A 12,990-nucleotide genomic window follows, 5' to 3' on the forward strand; every position below is an offset into this window, starting at 1 on the left:
CGATGGCTGCCATTGCCGAATTGCCGCTGACCGGGCTCGTCGTCGTCGACATGAGCCAGTTCCTGTCCGGGCCCTACTGCTCGCTGCGGCTGCTCGACCTCGGGGCCCGCGTCATCAAGATCGAGCGCCCGGATGGCGGTGACCTGTCGCGCCGGCTCTATCTCAGCGACACCGAGATCGGCGGCGATTCCACCATCTTCCACGCCATCAACCGGGCCAAGGAAAGCTTTGCCATCGACCTCAAGGACGAGGCCGATTTGGCGGCGCTGCGCGGCCTGCTGGCCAAGGCCGACGTGCTGATCCAGAATTTCCGGCCCGGCGTCATCGAGCGCCTGGGCCTTGACTACGAGGCGGTGCGCAAGATCAATCCGCGCCTGGTCTATGCCTCGATCAGCGGCTATGGCGAGGAAGGCCCCTGGGTCAAGCGGCCCGGGCAGGATTTGCTGGCGCAGGCGCGTTCCGGCGTGATGTGGCTGAACGGCGACGAGGACCAGGGACCGGTGCCGTTCGGCTTGGCGATTGCCGACATGCTGGCCGGCGCCGCCGCCGCGCAAGGCATCCTTGCGGCACTGGTCCGGCGCGGCCTGACCGGCATCGGCAGCCATGTCGAGACCAGCCTGCTCGAAGCGCTGGTCGACTTCCAGTTCGAGGTGCTGACCACGCATCTCAATGACGGACGTCGCCTGCCGCGGCGATCGGCCTTCCGCAGCGCCCATGCCTATCTGTCGGCGCCTTACGGCGTCTATCCGGCCAAGGACGGCTATCTGGCGATCGCGATGACGCCGATCCCGAAGCTGGCCGACCTTTTGGAACTCGAACAGCTTGCGCCCTATCGCGATCAGCCGTCGACCTGGTTCACCGCCCGCGACGAGATCAAGGCGATCATTGCGCAAAAAATCGCGACGAAAACCGTCGACGAATGGCTTGCCATCCTCGAGCCCGCCGACATCTGGTGCGCCAAGGTGCTGACCTGGCCGGAAATGATGGCCAGCGAAGGCTTTCAGGTGCTCGACATGCTGCAGATAGTGACGCGCGAGGATGACGTCTCGATCCTCACCACGCGTTCGCCGCTGAGGGTCGATGGCGTCCGCGCCAAGGTCGAGCGGGCGGCGCCACGCATCGGCGAGCACAGCGCAAAGATCCGCGAGGAGTTCGGGCTGTGAGCGACGTGACGCTCAAAGGCATGACCTGGAGCCATCCGCGCGGCTACGACCCGATGGTCGCCTGTTCGGTGCTGTGGAAGCAACGGACCGGCGTCACCATCGAATGGGACAAGCGCTCGCTGCAGGATTTCGAATCCTTCCCGGTCGAGGATCTGGCCCGTGCCTACGACTTGATCGTCATCGATCATCCGCATGTCGGCCAGATCACCGCCGAGACTTGTTTGGCGCCACTCGATGTCGTTGGCCGCGAAGCGGAGCGCGCGGCGCTGGCGGCGGGCAGCGTCGGCCGGTCCTATCCGAGCTACAACTGGCAAGGCCGGCAGTGGGCGTTTCCAATCGACACGGCCAGCCAGGTGCAGGCGTGGCGGCCTGATATGCTTTCCGCCGCGCCGACGAACTGGGCCGAGGTGCTCGATCTGGCGCGGCAAGGCCGCGTGCTGCTGCCGCTGAGGCCGCCGCATTCGCTCATGGTGTTCTACACGCTTGCCGGCAATCTCGGCCGGCCCGCCGTCGAAGAGCCTGGCGCCCACGTAAATCCTGACATGGGCAGCCGCGTTTTCGAGATGATGCGCGAGGTCGCGGCTCTCGTCGATCCGGCCTGCCTTGGCATGGACCCGATCGACATCCTGGAGCAAATGGCCAGGTCCGGCTCACGGATCGCGTGCGCGCCGCTGATCTATGGCTATGTCTCCTATGCCATCGCCGGCTTTCGGAGCAACCGCCTTGCCTTCGCCGACATTCCGGCTGAGGGCAATGCCGGTCCGGTCGGCTCGGCGCTCGGCGGAACCGGCATTGCCGTGTCGGCCTTTTCGAAGGCGAGGCAAGCGGCCATCGACTTTGCCTACTGGATCGCCAGCGGCGAGGTGCAGCGCGGCCCCTATGCGTCGGCCGGCGGCCAGCCCGGCCATGCCGCAGCCTGGGACGATGCAGCCGTCAACGCAGCCACCGGTAATTTCTACATGGATACCCGCGCCACGCTCGAGAGGGCCTGGGTCAGGCCACGCCACGATGGCTACATGGCCTTCCAGCAGGCGGCGTCCGATCGCATCAATCTCGGCCTGACCGAAAAGCACGATGCCGGTCGCGTCGTTGCCGATCTCAATCGCCTGTTTGTGGAGAGTTTCCGGCACCCGGCGCTGAGCTGAGGCGGAGTTCGCTAACTTCTCTACAAATTCCACAGCCGCTTCGCATTGGCGGAGAGCAGATTTTGCCGTTCATCGATGCTTGCACCGGCGAGCAGCGCATGCGTCGCCGCAATCCAGGTCGCAAGCCCGCCGCCAAGCGTGCAGACCGGCCAGTCGCTGCCCCACACGACCCGGTCCCAGCCAAAGCATTGGATGGTGTGCTCGACATAGGAACGCAGCGTTTCGACAGTCCAGGATCCAGCGTCGGCATAGGCGACCACACCGGAAATTTTGCCGACGACGTTCGGGCGCCGCGCAATCTCCGCCATATGCTCGCGCCAGGGATGCTCACTGCTGCCCTTGATGTCGGGCACGCCGCAATGGTCGAGCACGAACTGCACGTCCGGCGCGAGGTCGGCAAGCGCGATCGCCTTGGGGATCTGATGCGGCAGGACGACGAGGTCGAAGGTCAGTTTGGTGCCGGCAAGCCGCTTGATGTTTTCGCGAAACAGCGCGCCTTCCGAAAGCTCGTCCGGCACGACGTGGAGCACACGTCGAAAACCCTTGACGAAACGATCGGCGCGCTGGCGCTCGAGATAGGCGGCAAAGCCCGGCTCTTCGGGACGGCAGGAGGCTATTGCCCCGCGCAGTAAACTGTCCTTCTGTTGCGACAGCGCCTTTACGTGACTGGTCTCAGCCTCGATATCGGCCGGATCGACATCGACCTCCATGTGCAACGCGCCCTCCATGCCGGCGCGGCGAGCCTGGACTGCGTATTCGTCGTAGGAAAAATCGCGGTTTAGCGCCGGCACGCCGGAGAGCCAGGGATAGCGCAGCGCTGACTGGTCGATCAGATGCAGATGGGTATCGAAGATCATAACGGCGCGCTCCTCTGCATTTCCCGATCATCTCACGAAGGAAATTCTTCGTTCAAATAGGAATCTATTTCGCCTGCTTGGCCGCGGCTCCCGCCAGTTGCGATAGTTTTTCCGTCGCTGCCAGCAACAGTTCTATCGTCCCGGTGATATCGGGCGCCTTGGGTGCGTTGACCAGAGTTACGTAGGGGATCGACAGCGCGGCGATCGCCCTACCGTCCGAGCCAAGCACGGGTGCCGACAGGTTGAACACACCGGCGGTCTGCATCGACGCCATCATCTCATAGCCGCGTTCACGAATCTGGTCGAGGCGAGCGAAGAATTCCGGCGATTGAGGCGGTTTGTCGGTGCTGCGCAGATGTTCGGAGATCATCATCTGTCGCTCTTCCGGCGAGCGGAATGCCAGCAGCACATGGCCGGAGCCGGTGTCGAACAGGCTGACATGCGCGCCAACGCGAATCGAAATGCCCCAGTAGTCCGGCGCCTCCTGCTGGGCGATCACCACCGCAGAACCGCGGTCGAAGACGACAAGCTGGTTTGCTTGCTGGGAGGTTTCAGCAAGCTCGCGCATCAGCGGCGTCGCATAGGAAACCAGCCGCCGCACCGGCGCGTGCAGCTGCGCCAGGCCAAACAGCTTGAGCGTCAGCGCGTAACGATCGCCGTCCGGCCGGGTGACGTAGCCGCGCCGCACCAGCCGATCCAGCATGCGGTAGAACTCGTTGGGGCTGCGGTCGAGCTTTTTGGCGATTTCCGCCTGGGTCAAGCCGCCGTCGACGCCGGCCAGAAGCTCAAGGATGTCAAGCCCCTTGTCGAGCGCCGGCGCGCGATAGCGGTCATCGTCCTCGTCCTCCACCATAGTCACTCCCCGTGGTCAGCATCCGAAAGGACCATCGGCTTGGCGATTGTGTAAATTATTTGTTTGTATGTAAATAGTGGGCAGATCACCGCCGGTGCAACGCAACGCATCGCGGGATTCACAACGACCATAGTGATATAGGAGCCGGACATGCAGCGGATGGGAATGGTGCTCGGCCTCAAGCCGGAAAAGGTCGCCGAGTATGTGCGGCTTCACGCTGCCGTCTGGCCTGACGTGCTGGCGATGATTTCCGCCTGCAACATCAGGAACTATTCGATCTATCTCAAGGAGCCGGAGCACCTCTTGTTCAGCACTTTCGAGTACCACGGCACCGACTATGCCGCCGACATGGCCAGGATGGCCGCCGATCCCAAGACGCAGGAATGGTGGGCGCTGTGCATGCCTTGCCAGGAGCCGCTGCCGACCCGCAAGGAGGGCGAATGGTGGGCATCGATGGACGAAGTCTTCCATCATGACTGATGGCGTTTTCGACCCAGCCTCGCTCTCCCAGTCTTGGGCGAAGCCATCGAAGTCGAGGCCGATCGTGATTTTCGGCGCCGGCTCAATCGTCGGCGATGCGCATTTCCCGGCCTATCGGAAAGCCGGCTTTCCGGTCGCCGGGCTTTTCGATCCCGATCAGGCCAAGGCGGAAAAACTCGCGGCAAAATGGGGCGTTACCGCTTACCGGTCGATCGAGGAGGCTGCGTCAATCGACGGCGTCATCTTCGACCTGGCGACGCCGCCGGCTCATCACGCCGGCGTGCTCAGGGCGTTGCCCGACGGCGCCGCAGCGCTGATCCAGAAGCCGATGGGCGGCGATCTGACCGAGGCCACCGAGATCCTCGAAATCTGCCGCGCTAAAAACCTAAAAGCGGCGGTGAATTTCCAGCTTCGCTTCGCACCGATGATGCTGGCGCTCAGGGAAGCGATCGCCAGGGGCTGGCTCGGCGAGGTGGTCGACTTCGATGCCTGGCTGGCGCTGGCGACACCCTGGCAGCTGTGGGAATTCCTGCTGAAGGCGCCGCGCGTCGAGATTGCCATGCATTCGATCCATTATCTCGATCTGATCCGGCAATTGCTCGGCGATCCCAGAGGCGTTCACGCCAAGACCCTCGGTCATCCCGGCCATAAGGTTGCGCAAACCCGCACCAGCGCGATCCTCGACTATGGCGATATTGTGCGCTGCGCGCTGTCAATCAATCACGATCATAAATTTGGCCGAAAACACCAGGCCTGCGAGTTCCGCATCTGCGGAACCGAGGGCGCCGCCTATCTCAAACTCGGGCTCAACCTCGACTATCCGCGCGGCGAGCCTGACATCCTTGAAATCTATCCGAAAGGCGGCTCAGACTGGGTTACGGTGCCACTCATCGGCGAATGGTTTCCGGACGCCTTCGTCGGCCGCATGGCCAATGTCCAGCGCTACGCTTGCGGCGAAGACGCCGAGCTTGTCAGTTCGGCCGAGGACGCCTGGAGCACAATGGCGCTGGTCGAAGCCGCCTACCAATCGAGCACGGCGCCGGCAACAGCGATCGCGGCGAGGCCCTGACATGGAGCAGACGATCTATTTCGAGGACTACCAAATCGGCTCGTCGCGCATGACCAGCGGACGCACCATCACCGAGACCGACTTCGTCGTGCATGCCGGCCATACCGGTGATTTCTTCCCTCACCACATGGACGCCGAGTTCATGAAGACGACGCCGTTCGGCCAGCGCATGGCGCATGGCACGCTGGTCTTCTCGGTCGGTGTCGGACTGACGGCAAGCGTCATCAACCCGGTCGCCTTCTCCTATGGCTATGACAGGCTGCGCTTCATCAAGCCGGTGTTCATCGGCGATACGATCAAGACCCGCACCACCATCTCTGCCAAGCAAGACGACCCGAAGCGGCCGGAGTCAGGTCGCGTCATCGAGCACTGCGAGGTGATCAACCAGCATGGCGACGTGGTCCTGGTGGCCGACCATATCTACATCGTCGAGCGTCGCGACAAGTCCAACAGCGCTTAAGGGCTCCAGCGATCCGGTCCGCCGCATTGGCCGCTCCCGGCGGACGGTTCGTCAAAGCGGAAAGCGCGCCCGCCAGCCGCTTCGGTTACTTGCCCGTGGGGTCGACCGGTGTTTCGGAGCCTCGCCTCGGCCGGCGGATGGCTCTCACCTTGCCGCTGTTTCCACCGCCGCAGAAGAACTGATCGCCACCATCGGACTCGAGCCCCGACACGCCTGTTCCAGGCGGCATGTCGAGCTTCTCCAGGACCTTTCCGGTTTCAGGATCTATCCGCCTGACGTCGCTCTCGTCACCTTCCCAGGTGCCGTGCCAGAGTTCGCCGTCGATCCAGCTGACCCCTGTGACGATACGGTTCGAATCGATTGTGCGAAGAACTGCCCCTGTCTGGGGGTCGATCTGATGGATTTTGCGACCGCGATTCTGCCCCACCCAAAGTGAGCCTTCGGCCCAGGCGAGCCCGGAGTCGCCGCCGCCACCTGGCGCCGGAATCGTGGCGAGCACGCGGCCAGTGTTGGGATCGATCTTCTGAATGCGATCTTCGGCGATCTGGAACAGGTGCTGGCCGTCGAAGGCCGTTCCTGCGTGCGCGGCGACATCGATCGCGCGCACCACCTTGCCGCTCGCAGGATCCAAGGCGTTCAGTCTGTCTCCTGAGGCAAACCAGATGTGCTGACCGTCGAACGTGACCCCAGCCACCTGGTCGACACCCGGAAAGGGTCCATATTCGCGGAGGACTTCGGCTGCAGATCGTTTCATGCTTCTATCCTAGTAGCTCGACAGCGAGCCGGGGAGTAACAAGATTGTCGGGAATCCCGGCACGGGTGGGGTCATCCAACGGCGCGCTCGCCCGCGGCCGAAGGACTGCACCTTGCCTGCTGCCGCAAGCTGCTCGAGCGAGCGCTGCACGGTGCGCGAGCTGGCTCCGAGCGCAATTGCGAGCGCCGAGCTCGACCACGACTCGCCGTCGGCGAGGAAGGCGAGCACCGCTGCATGCGGCTCGTCGGCGGGTGGCGCCAGCACCACGACATCGCGTGGGCGGCGCGGCTTAAGCGCAAAGCCTCGCTTGGTCGCGCTCACATCCGCCAGTGACCGCAACTCCACTCGAAGCCGACCGACTTCGACCCGCAACCGTGCGCGATGCGATTCATCGGCGTGCTTGCCGCCGAAGGCGCGTGCGACGAGGGTGCTCCTCGGCACGTCTGCGGGCCAGGCTTCGCCCAGCGTGCGCGCAAGCGCGAACAAGACCGGGCGCGTCGCCAGCGAGACGATCGTGCCGGCGTCCCGCACGACATTACGGCAGGCGTCGACGACGAGCGCCCCCGACGCCAGCAGCGCTTCGACCTCCTCGAGCAGGAGCGGGCGCTCCACCCCGCGCGCGATCAGGCGCGCCGCGGGCGTGTTCATCACCAGGGATGCGCCTTCAACCTCGGCCGTCAGCGCTGGAATGTCCGCCTGGCGCGCGGCGTGCTCGGCTCGCCCGAGCGCAGCGCGCGCCGCCTTGGTGCGGAGGCGGCGTATCGCGATCCCCGCAATCACCAGCTCGTGGGCGGCCCTCGACGCGGGTGGGAGCGTTGTTGGGTCGAATCCGGCGAGCCTGCTCTCGGCCTCATCGAGGCGTCCGATCAGGAGCAGGCGCCGAGCTTCGAGATTGCGCGCATGCGCGGCATTGACGTGGTCGCCGTGCTTTTCAAGCGTCGCCCGTGCGGCGTCGAGCGCCTTCGCCGGCCAGCCGAGGTCGCGCGAGACGAGCGCGATCTCGGCTTCGGCGACGACGCACCTCGCGCGGGCCACCGCCTCTCTCGGACCGAAGGCGCGCGCAGCACTTTTGAGGAGAGCCTTTGCTCGAACGAGATCGCCGAGCTGCGCCATCGCGATGCCGCGCAGCGCGAGCGCGGGCGCATCCTCACGCAGGGCGACCCGCTTCAAAGCGCCAAGGGGATCACCCGTTGCGAGGGCGCGCGCCGCAGCGGTGATCAGCGAATCCATCGGAATCCCGTCACACTTGTCACTCTCACCATTCGATGTCCGGTCCTAATCTATCTCAGGAGCAACAGCCAGCGAGCCGTATCGAAACGGTGCGACGGACGCACGACACAAGGGAGAAGAACGATGCCGACACACAAGACCGGAACACGAGGGCGTAATTTGACGCGGGTCCGATGGCGACGCCATGAACCGGTACGGCCATGGCTGACGTTTCGATGACACTCCACTCCAGCCACACGCAGAAGATGCCGCCCGCAGACAGCGTATCTGCCGATTTCCCAAGCGACAATGTCGCCGCCCGCGGCGCGGCCGACTGGCTATCGCTGGCGGCCGCGCCAACCTTCGCAATCATGGCGCTGCTGACGGCCGTTACCGGTGATGCCGACATGATCTGCGCGCCGCAAGATGCGTGGGCGCTGAGCGGAATGGCGATGATGTACTTGCTGATGAGCGCCTTCCATTCGGCGCCTTGGCTGAAGCTGGTCGCCGGCCGACGAAGCGCTGTCCACCGGTCGTGACCCGGCGTGCGCAAAACCTCTCGGACTGGATTTCCGGACTGGATTGCTGACGCCGCGGGTAGGGAAAGGACCTGGGCGCGAGCGCTCGTCTCAGGCGGCGCTCCACGGTCTTGCCCCTTGGATGATCTCTTGAGCACGTGCGGCAAAGCGACCGGCGAGCGGCGACTTGCTGGCGGCATCGGCCGACGCCGCGCTGCCTGCCCGCGCCCGGTCGGCGATGCCGACGAAGATCACCGCGAAACGGAACAGCGAAAAAACCAGGTGGAAGCGTTGCAGGGGCGCAGTGGGTACGGCATGGGCGAAATAATGGTCGAGGAATTCGCGCTGGCTGGGGATGCCGAGGGCGGCTTGATCGAGGCCGAGGATGCCGCCATATTCGTCTGGCGTCGAATGCCAGGTCATCGAGCAAAAGCCGAGATCGGCGAGCGGATGGCCGACCGTCGACAGCTCCCAATCGAGAATGCCGATCACCTCCGGCTTGCCAGGATGGAACAACAGATTTCCGAGGCGGAAGTCGCCATGGGCGATCGACACGCGCCCGTCGTCCGCGGGCATATGCTGCGGCAACCAGTCGGCGACCGCTTCGAGTGCCGGAATTCTGTCACTCGGCGATTCCCTGAGCTGCCGGGTCCAGCGGTCGATCTGGCGCTCGAAATAGTTGCCGGGCCGGCCGTAGTCGCCGAGGCCGACCGCGTCGGGACGGACAGCATGCAATTTGGCCATCGCTTCGGCCATGCCGAAATAGATGCCGCGTCGCTCCGCGGGGACGAGGCCAGGCAGCGAACAGTCATGGAAAACGCGACCATCCAGCCGCTCCATCAAGTAAAAGGACGTGCCGAGCGGCTCGACACCGTCGTGATAGAGCACCGGCCGCGGCACCGGGACGTTGGTCGGTGCGAGCGCCTCAAGCACGCGGAATTCGCGGTCGACGGCATGCGCCCCACGCAGGATCGGCCCGGCCGGCTTCTTGCGCAGCACCATGCGATGCGCACCATAGTCGACGAAGTAGGTGGGGTTGGACTGTCCGCCGCCGATCCGCTCGAGCGACATTGCGGCATCGCCGAAGCGGTTCGCGAGAAAGCCCTTCAATGCCTCAGGATCGAAATCCGCATTCAGCGGCTGCGCCATCTTTTCCTCCTGGGGTGCCACCCCGCGTCCGCTATGCCTCGCCTTCGACGGTCCAGCGCCAGAAGCCCCTCTCCCCCTCGTCGAGGAAACGGTTCAGCACCATCTTGTGGACCTCATCGGCGCCGTCGACCAGCCGCGCCTGGCGCGCATAGCGGTAGATCCATTCGAGCACGGTGTCCTTGGAATAGCCCCGCGCGCCATTGATCTGGATCGCGACATCGGCCGCGTCATGCAGCACATTGGCGACCTGGACCTTGGCCATCGACACGTCCTTGCGGGCAAAGCCGCCGCGGTCCAGTTCCCACGCAGCCTTCATCACCAGGATGCGGCCGATCTCGATGCGCATGGCGAGGTCGCCGAGCTTCAGCTGGACGCTTTCGCGGTCGGCGAGGCGCTGGCCGAAACCATAGCGCTCGGCAGCGTAGGCGCGCGCGATCTCGACGCAGCGCTTGGACAATCCGAGCCAGCGCATGCAGTGGGTAAGTCGCGCCGGGCCGAGCCGCACCTGCGTCACCTTCATGCCCCTGCCCTCGCCGGCCAGCATGTCTTCGACAGGGATTTCGAGCCCATCGAATTCCAGCTCGCAATGCCCGCCATGCTCCTCCGGGCCCATGATCTCGATGCGACGCATGATGCGCCAGCCCGGGTGGTCCTTGTGGAACATCAGGGCCGACAGACCGTGGCGCGGGTCGTCCGAGGTTCGCGCGATCAGAATGAAATGGCTGGCCTCCTCCGCGCCGGTGATGAACCATTTGCGGCCGGTCACCACATATTTGTCGCCGCGCCGCTTCGCACGCGTCATGATCATCGAAGGGTCCGAGCCGCCGCCGGGATGCGGTTCGGTCATGGCAAAGGCCGAGCGCACCTTGCCCTCGACAATCGGCTTCAGCCATTTTTCCTTCTGCGCTGGCGTGCCGAGCGCCTCCAGAACCATCATGTTGCCATCGTCGGGCGCTGCCGAATTGAACACCACGGGTCCGAAGATCGACCGGTTCATCTCCTCGTAACAGACCGCAATATCGATCTTGCCGAGACCGACGCCGCCGGTTTCGGGCTTGAGCTGCAGGCACCACAGGCCCGCCATCCGCGCCTTGGCGCGAAGCGTCTCCAGCAGCGGCAAGGCGATATTTCCATGTGCGTCATAGGACGTCTTGTCGGCTTCGAGCGGCAGGATCTCGCGCTCGACGAAGTCGGCAATGCGGACGCGGTAATCTTCGGTGCGGGCGGGAATGTCGAAATTCATGGACAAACTCCCAGCGATGAAACGAGGTGGCCACCATCGATGGACGAGAAACTGTCGATCCAGTAAAGGCGCTCCTGTTCGACGTCCCACAATGGTCCCTCGCCCAGCGTGGTCTTCACGTCCACCACGACTTCGATCTTCATGCCGTCCTCCTGTGTTTGGCGTGCGGGCGACAGGCGCGATCAGAACGCGACCTTGTCGCCGCCCTTCAATGACAGGATCTCGCGCGCCTCGTCGGGCGTCGCCACTTCCATGCCGAGCCCCTCGATGATCTTGCGGGCAAGCACCACCTGCTCGGCGTTCGATTTGGCAAGCTTGCCCTTGCCGGCCCAAAGACTGTCTTCGAGCCCGACGCGGATGTTGCCGCCAAGCGCTGCCGATTGCGCCGCGATGCGCAACTGGCTGGCGCCGGCGCCGAGCACCGACCAGCGGAACTGGTCGCCGAACAGCCGGTCGGCGGTGCGCTTCATATGGGCGACGTCTTCGGGGTGCGTGCCGATGCCGCCAAGCAGACCGAACACCGACTGCACTAAGAACGGCGGCTTCACCAGCCCGCGGTCGGCGAAGTGCGAGAGATTGTAGAGATGGGCAATGTCGTAGCACTCGAACTCAAAGCGCGTGCCGTTGTCGTAGCAGGTCGCAAGAATGTATTCGACGTCTTTGAACGAGTTGCGGAAGACAAGGTCGCGCGTCGCTTCCAGATGCGGCCTTTCCCAGTCGAACTTGAAGGTCTCGTATTTGTCGACGAGGTGATAGAGCCCGAAATTGATCGAGCCCATGTTGAGCGAGGCGACCTCAGGCTTGAACTCGGCGGCCGGGCGCACGCGTTCCTCGACCTTCATGTAGGGACTGCCGCCGGTGGTGATGTTGATGGCGGCATTGGTGCCCTGCTTGATGCGCGGCAGGAAGCGGGCGAAGGCCGCCGGCGTCTGGTCGGGCTTGCCGGTCTCGGGGTCGCGGGCATGCAGGTGCAGGATCGCCGCACCTGCCTCCGCGGCCGCGATCGCCTCGGTGGCGATCTGGTCCGGCGTGATCGGCAGATAGGGCGACATGGTCGGTGTGTGGATTGCCCCGGTCACCGCACAGGTGATGATAATTTTGCCCCTGGTCTGCATAGCACCGGGCTTGCGGCTTGTTTCCGTCATCGTCCAAACTCCTGATCCGATTTTTTCTTGTGCGCCGCCAGCGCCATCAGCCGGCGGTCGCGCCAAACCTGCCGTTCGCCGAGTTCTTCCCGCGGCAGCCGCTTGCGGCGGTCGGCCTCTACCGTTTCGATGACCTCGCCGGCCCAGTCAACGCGGCGCAGCATCTGCGGAAAAATGTTGGAATAGATCGACTGATAGCGCTCGACATAGTCGCGTACGCCGCCCGGCGCATTGAGGTCGATCGTTTCGAACGGCCCCATGAACGACCAGCGCAGCGCCAGCCCGTCGCGAATGCCGATATCAACGTCCTCGACGCTGGCATAGCCGTCGGCGACAAGTCGAAAAGCCTCCTCCAGCAGCGCGCCCTGCAGGCGGTTCATGATGAAGCCGTCGAGTTCGTGCTTCATCACCAGCGGCGCGTGGCCAGCATCGACGAGGAAAGCGCGGGTCCGTTCGATCGTTTCGGAAGACGTCCATGGCGCCGGCACGACTTCCGCAGCCGGGATGAGATAGGGCGGATTGATCGGATGCACGACCAGGCAGCGGTGCCGCCCTTGCAGATGGTCGGTGAATTTCGACGGCAGCAACGCCGAGGTGGAACTGGCGATCACCGCTTGCGGAGCGGCCATTGCATCGATCTGCGAGAACACCTCGCGCTTCACCTCGAGGTTTTCCGGCGTGTTCTCCTGGATATGGACTGCATCGGCCAGCGCCTCGCCCAGTTCTGCCACAATGGCGATGCGGCCAAGCACGGCGTCGATTGCCTGTCCCCGCAGCAGATCGTTCGCGGCGAGGTCGCCGAGCACGCCGGCAATGTAGTCGCGAGCACCTTCGCTCGCGGCCGGCGACTGGTCCCACATCCGCACGTCATGACCGGCGCGGGCAAAACTGATCGCCCAGGCCCGCCCGATGAACCCGCTGCCGACAATTGCTACTTTCACCATG

15 protein-coding genes are annotated in these 12,990 nt (G+C 64.3%); 6 read left to right on the forward strand and 9 right to left on the reverse strand.

All coding sequences use genetic code 11. From position 1 onward, the window contains the following. Positions 1-2: 2 nt before the first annotated feature. Positions 3-1,163 carry a CaiB/BaiF CoA transferase family protein gene (locus tag BQ8794_RS26770; RefSeq protein ID WP_077381556.1) on the forward strand — a complete coding sequence of 387 codons (1,161 nt, stop codon included), beginning with the start codon at positions 3-5 and terminating at the stop codon, positions 1,161-1,163. Then, the gene (locus BQ8794_RS26775) at positions 1,160-2,308 is read left to right on the forward strand and encodes an extracellular solute-binding protein (protein WP_077381557.1); all 1,149 of its coding nucleotides are present in this window, start codon (positions 1,160-1,162) and stop codon (positions 2,306-2,308) included. Before BQ8794_RS26770 ends, BQ8794_RS26775 begins: the two co-directional genes overlap by 4 nt. Before the next feature lie 20 nt (positions 2,309-2,328). Here BQ8794_RS26775 and BQ8794_RS26780 read toward each other — a convergent pair whose 3' ends face one another. After that, on the reverse strand, positions 2,329-3,165 hold the full coding sequence (locus BQ8794_RS26780) for an amidohydrolase family protein (RefSeq protein ID WP_077381558.1): 837 nt from the start codon (positions 3,163-3,165) through the stop codon (positions 2,329-2,331). 64 nt (positions 3,166-3,229) lie between these two features. Then, positions 3,230-4,018, reverse strand: a complete 789-nt coding sequence (locus BQ8794_RS26785; protein ID WP_425293582.1) for an IclR family transcriptional regulator — start codon at positions 4,016-4,018, stop codon at positions 3,230-3,232. Between the two features lie 150 nt (positions 4,019-4,168). On the opposite strand from BQ8794_RS26785, the gene BQ8794_RS26790 reads away from it, so the two are divergent. From BQ8794_RS26790 to BQ8794_RS26800, 3 genes are read left to right on the forward strand one after another with little or no spacing between them, the layout of a single operon-like run. Beyond that, positions 4,169-4,498 (forward strand): L-rhamnose mutarotase, encoded by a 330-nt coding sequence (locus tag BQ8794_RS26790; protein WP_077381559.1) that lies wholly within the window; start codon positions 4,169-4,171, stop codon positions 4,496-4,498. Beyond that, entirely contained in the window at positions 4,491-5,567 is a 1,077-nt protein-coding gene (locus tag BQ8794_RS26795) for a Gfo/Idh/MocA family protein (RefSeq protein WP_077381560.1), read from the forward strand. The genes BQ8794_RS26790 and BQ8794_RS26795 overlap by 8 nt, the downstream gene beginning before the upstream one ends. A gap of 1 nt (position 5,568) precedes the next feature. Continuing rightward, positions 5,569-6,027, forward strand: a complete 459-nt coding sequence (locus BQ8794_RS26800) for a MaoC/PaaZ C-terminal domain-containing protein (protein ID WP_077381561.1) — start codon at positions 5,569-5,571, stop codon at positions 6,025-6,027. A gap of 85 nt (positions 6,028-6,112) precedes the next feature. Here the strand turns inward: BQ8794_RS26800 and BQ8794_RS26805 are convergent, their stop codons facing one another. Both BQ8794_RS26805 and BQ8794_RS26810 read right to left on the reverse strand, forming a co-directional pair. Further along, on the reverse strand, positions 6,113-6,781 hold the full coding sequence (locus BQ8794_RS26805) for a Vgb family protein (RefSeq protein ID WP_077381562.1): 669 nt from the start codon (positions 6,779-6,781) through the stop codon (positions 6,113-6,115). Between the two features lie 9 nt (positions 6,782-6,790). After that, the gene (locus BQ8794_RS26810; protein ID WP_077381563.1) at positions 6,791-8,011 is read right to left on the reverse strand and encodes a helix-turn-helix domain-containing protein; all 1,221 of its coding nucleotides are present in this window, start codon (positions 8,009-8,011) and stop codon (positions 6,791-6,793) included. Positions 8,012-8,211: 200 nt separating this feature from the next. On the opposite strand from BQ8794_RS26810, the gene BQ8794_RS26815 reads away from it, so the two are divergent. After that, positions 8,212-8,529, forward strand: a complete 318-nt coding sequence (locus tag BQ8794_RS26815) for a hypothetical protein (RefSeq protein WP_077381564.1) — start codon at positions 8,212-8,214, stop codon at positions 8,527-8,529. A 90-nt stretch (positions 8,530-8,619) separates the two neighbouring features. On the opposite strand, the gene BQ8794_RS26820 is transcribed toward BQ8794_RS26815, so the two are convergent. The 5 genes from BQ8794_RS26820 to BQ8794_RS26835 are packed head-to-tail and all read right to left on the reverse strand — an operon-like array spanning position 8,620 to position 12,989. Beyond that, positions 8,620-9,657, reverse strand: a complete 1,038-nt coding sequence (locus BQ8794_RS26820; RefSeq protein ID WP_077381565.1) for a phosphotransferase family protein — start codon at positions 9,655-9,657, stop codon at positions 8,620-8,622. A 31-nt stretch (positions 9,658-9,688) separates the two neighbouring features. After that, a complete protein-coding gene (locus tag BQ8794_RS26825; RefSeq protein WP_077381566.1) occupies positions 9,689-10,900 on the reverse strand; it encodes an acyl-CoA dehydrogenase family protein in 1,212 nt (403 codons plus the stop codon). Beyond that, on the reverse strand, positions 10,897-11,043 hold the full coding sequence (locus tag BQ8794_RS35145; protein ID WP_244555107.1) for an SMP-30/gluconolactonase/LRE family protein: 147 nt from the start codon (positions 11,041-11,043) through the stop codon (positions 10,897-10,899). The genes BQ8794_RS26825 and BQ8794_RS35145 overlap by 4 nt, the downstream gene beginning before the upstream one ends. A gap of 39 nt (positions 11,044-11,082) precedes the next feature. After that, the gene (gene kce / locus BQ8794_RS26830; RefSeq protein WP_077381567.1) at positions 11,083-12,045 is read right to left on the reverse strand and encodes a 3,5-dioxohexanoate:acetyl-CoA acetone transferase; all 963 of its coding nucleotides are present in this window, start codon (positions 12,043-12,045) and stop codon (positions 11,083-11,085) included. Beyond that, positions 12,042-12,989: a 3-hydroxyacyl-CoA dehydrogenase gene (locus BQ8794_RS26835; protein ID WP_077381568.1), complete on the reverse strand. Its 948-nt coding sequence runs from the start codon at positions 12,987-12,989 to the stop codon at positions 12,042-12,044. Before BQ8794_RS26835 ends, kce begins: the two co-directional genes overlap by 4 nt. Between the last annotated feature and the right edge of the window lies 1 nt (position 12,990).

It is taken from the genome of Mesorhizobium prunaredense, assembly GCF_900156895.1.
Taxonomy (GTDB): domain Bacteria; phylum Pseudomonadota; class Alphaproteobacteria; order Rhizobiales; family Rhizobiaceae; genus Mesorhizobium; species Mesorhizobium prunaredense.

Bases quoted from the DNA above. Each gene is read 5' to 3' on its own strand.
- BQ8794_RS26770 (WP_077381556.1), top strand. From the start codon at position 3: ATGGCTGCCATTGCCGAATTGCCGCTGACCGGGCTCGTCGTCGTCGAC.
- BQ8794_RS26780 (WP_077381558.1), bottom strand. From the start codon at position 3,165: ATGATCTTCGATACCCATCTGCATCTGATCGACCAGTCAGCGCTGCGC.
- BQ8794_RS26785 (WP_425293582.1), bottom strand. From the start codon at position 4,018: ATGGTGGAGGACGAGGACGATGACCGCTATCGCGCGCCGGCGCTCGAC.
- BQ8794_RS26790 (WP_077381559.1), top strand. From the start codon at position 4,169: ATGCAGCGGATGGGAATGGTGCTCGGCCTCAAGCCGGAAAAGGTCGCC.
- BQ8794_RS26795 (WP_077381560.1), top strand. From the start codon at position 4,491: ATGACTGATGGCGTTTTCGACCCAGCCTCGCTCTCCCAGTCTTGGGCG.
- BQ8794_RS26800 (WP_077381561.1), top strand. From the start codon at position 5,569: ATGGAGCAGACGATCTATTTCGAGGACTACCAAATCGGCTCGTCGCGC.
- BQ8794_RS26805 (WP_077381562.1), bottom strand. From the start codon at position 6,781: ATGAAACGATCTGCAGCCGAAGTCCTCCGCGAATATGGACCCTTTCCG.
- BQ8794_RS26810 (WP_077381563.1), bottom strand. From the start codon at position 8,011: ATGGATTCGCTGATCACCGCTGCGGCGCGCGCCCTCGCAACGGGTGAT.
- BQ8794_RS26815 (WP_077381564.1), top strand. From the start codon at position 8,212: ATGGCTGACGTTTCGATGACACTCCACTCCAGCCACACGCAGAAGATG.
- BQ8794_RS26820 (WP_077381565.1), bottom strand. From the start codon at position 9,657: ATGGCGCAGCCGCTGAATGCGGATTTCGATCCTGAGGCATTGAAGGGC.
- BQ8794_RS26825 (WP_077381566.1), bottom strand. From the start codon at position 10,900: ATGAATTTCGACATTCCCGCCCGCACCGAAGATTACCGCGTCCGCATT.
- BQ8794_RS35145 (WP_244555107.1), bottom strand. From the start codon at position 11,043: ATGAAGATCGAAGTCGTGGTGGACGTGAAGACCACGCTGGGCGAGGGA.
- kce (WP_077381567.1), bottom strand. From the start codon at position 12,045: ATGACGGAAACAAGCCGCAAGCCCGGTGCTATGCAGACCAGGGGCAAA.
- BQ8794_RS26835 (WP_077381568.1), bottom strand. From the start codon at position 12,989: ATGGTGAAAGTAGCAATTGTCGGCAGCGGGTTCATCGGGCGGGCCTGG.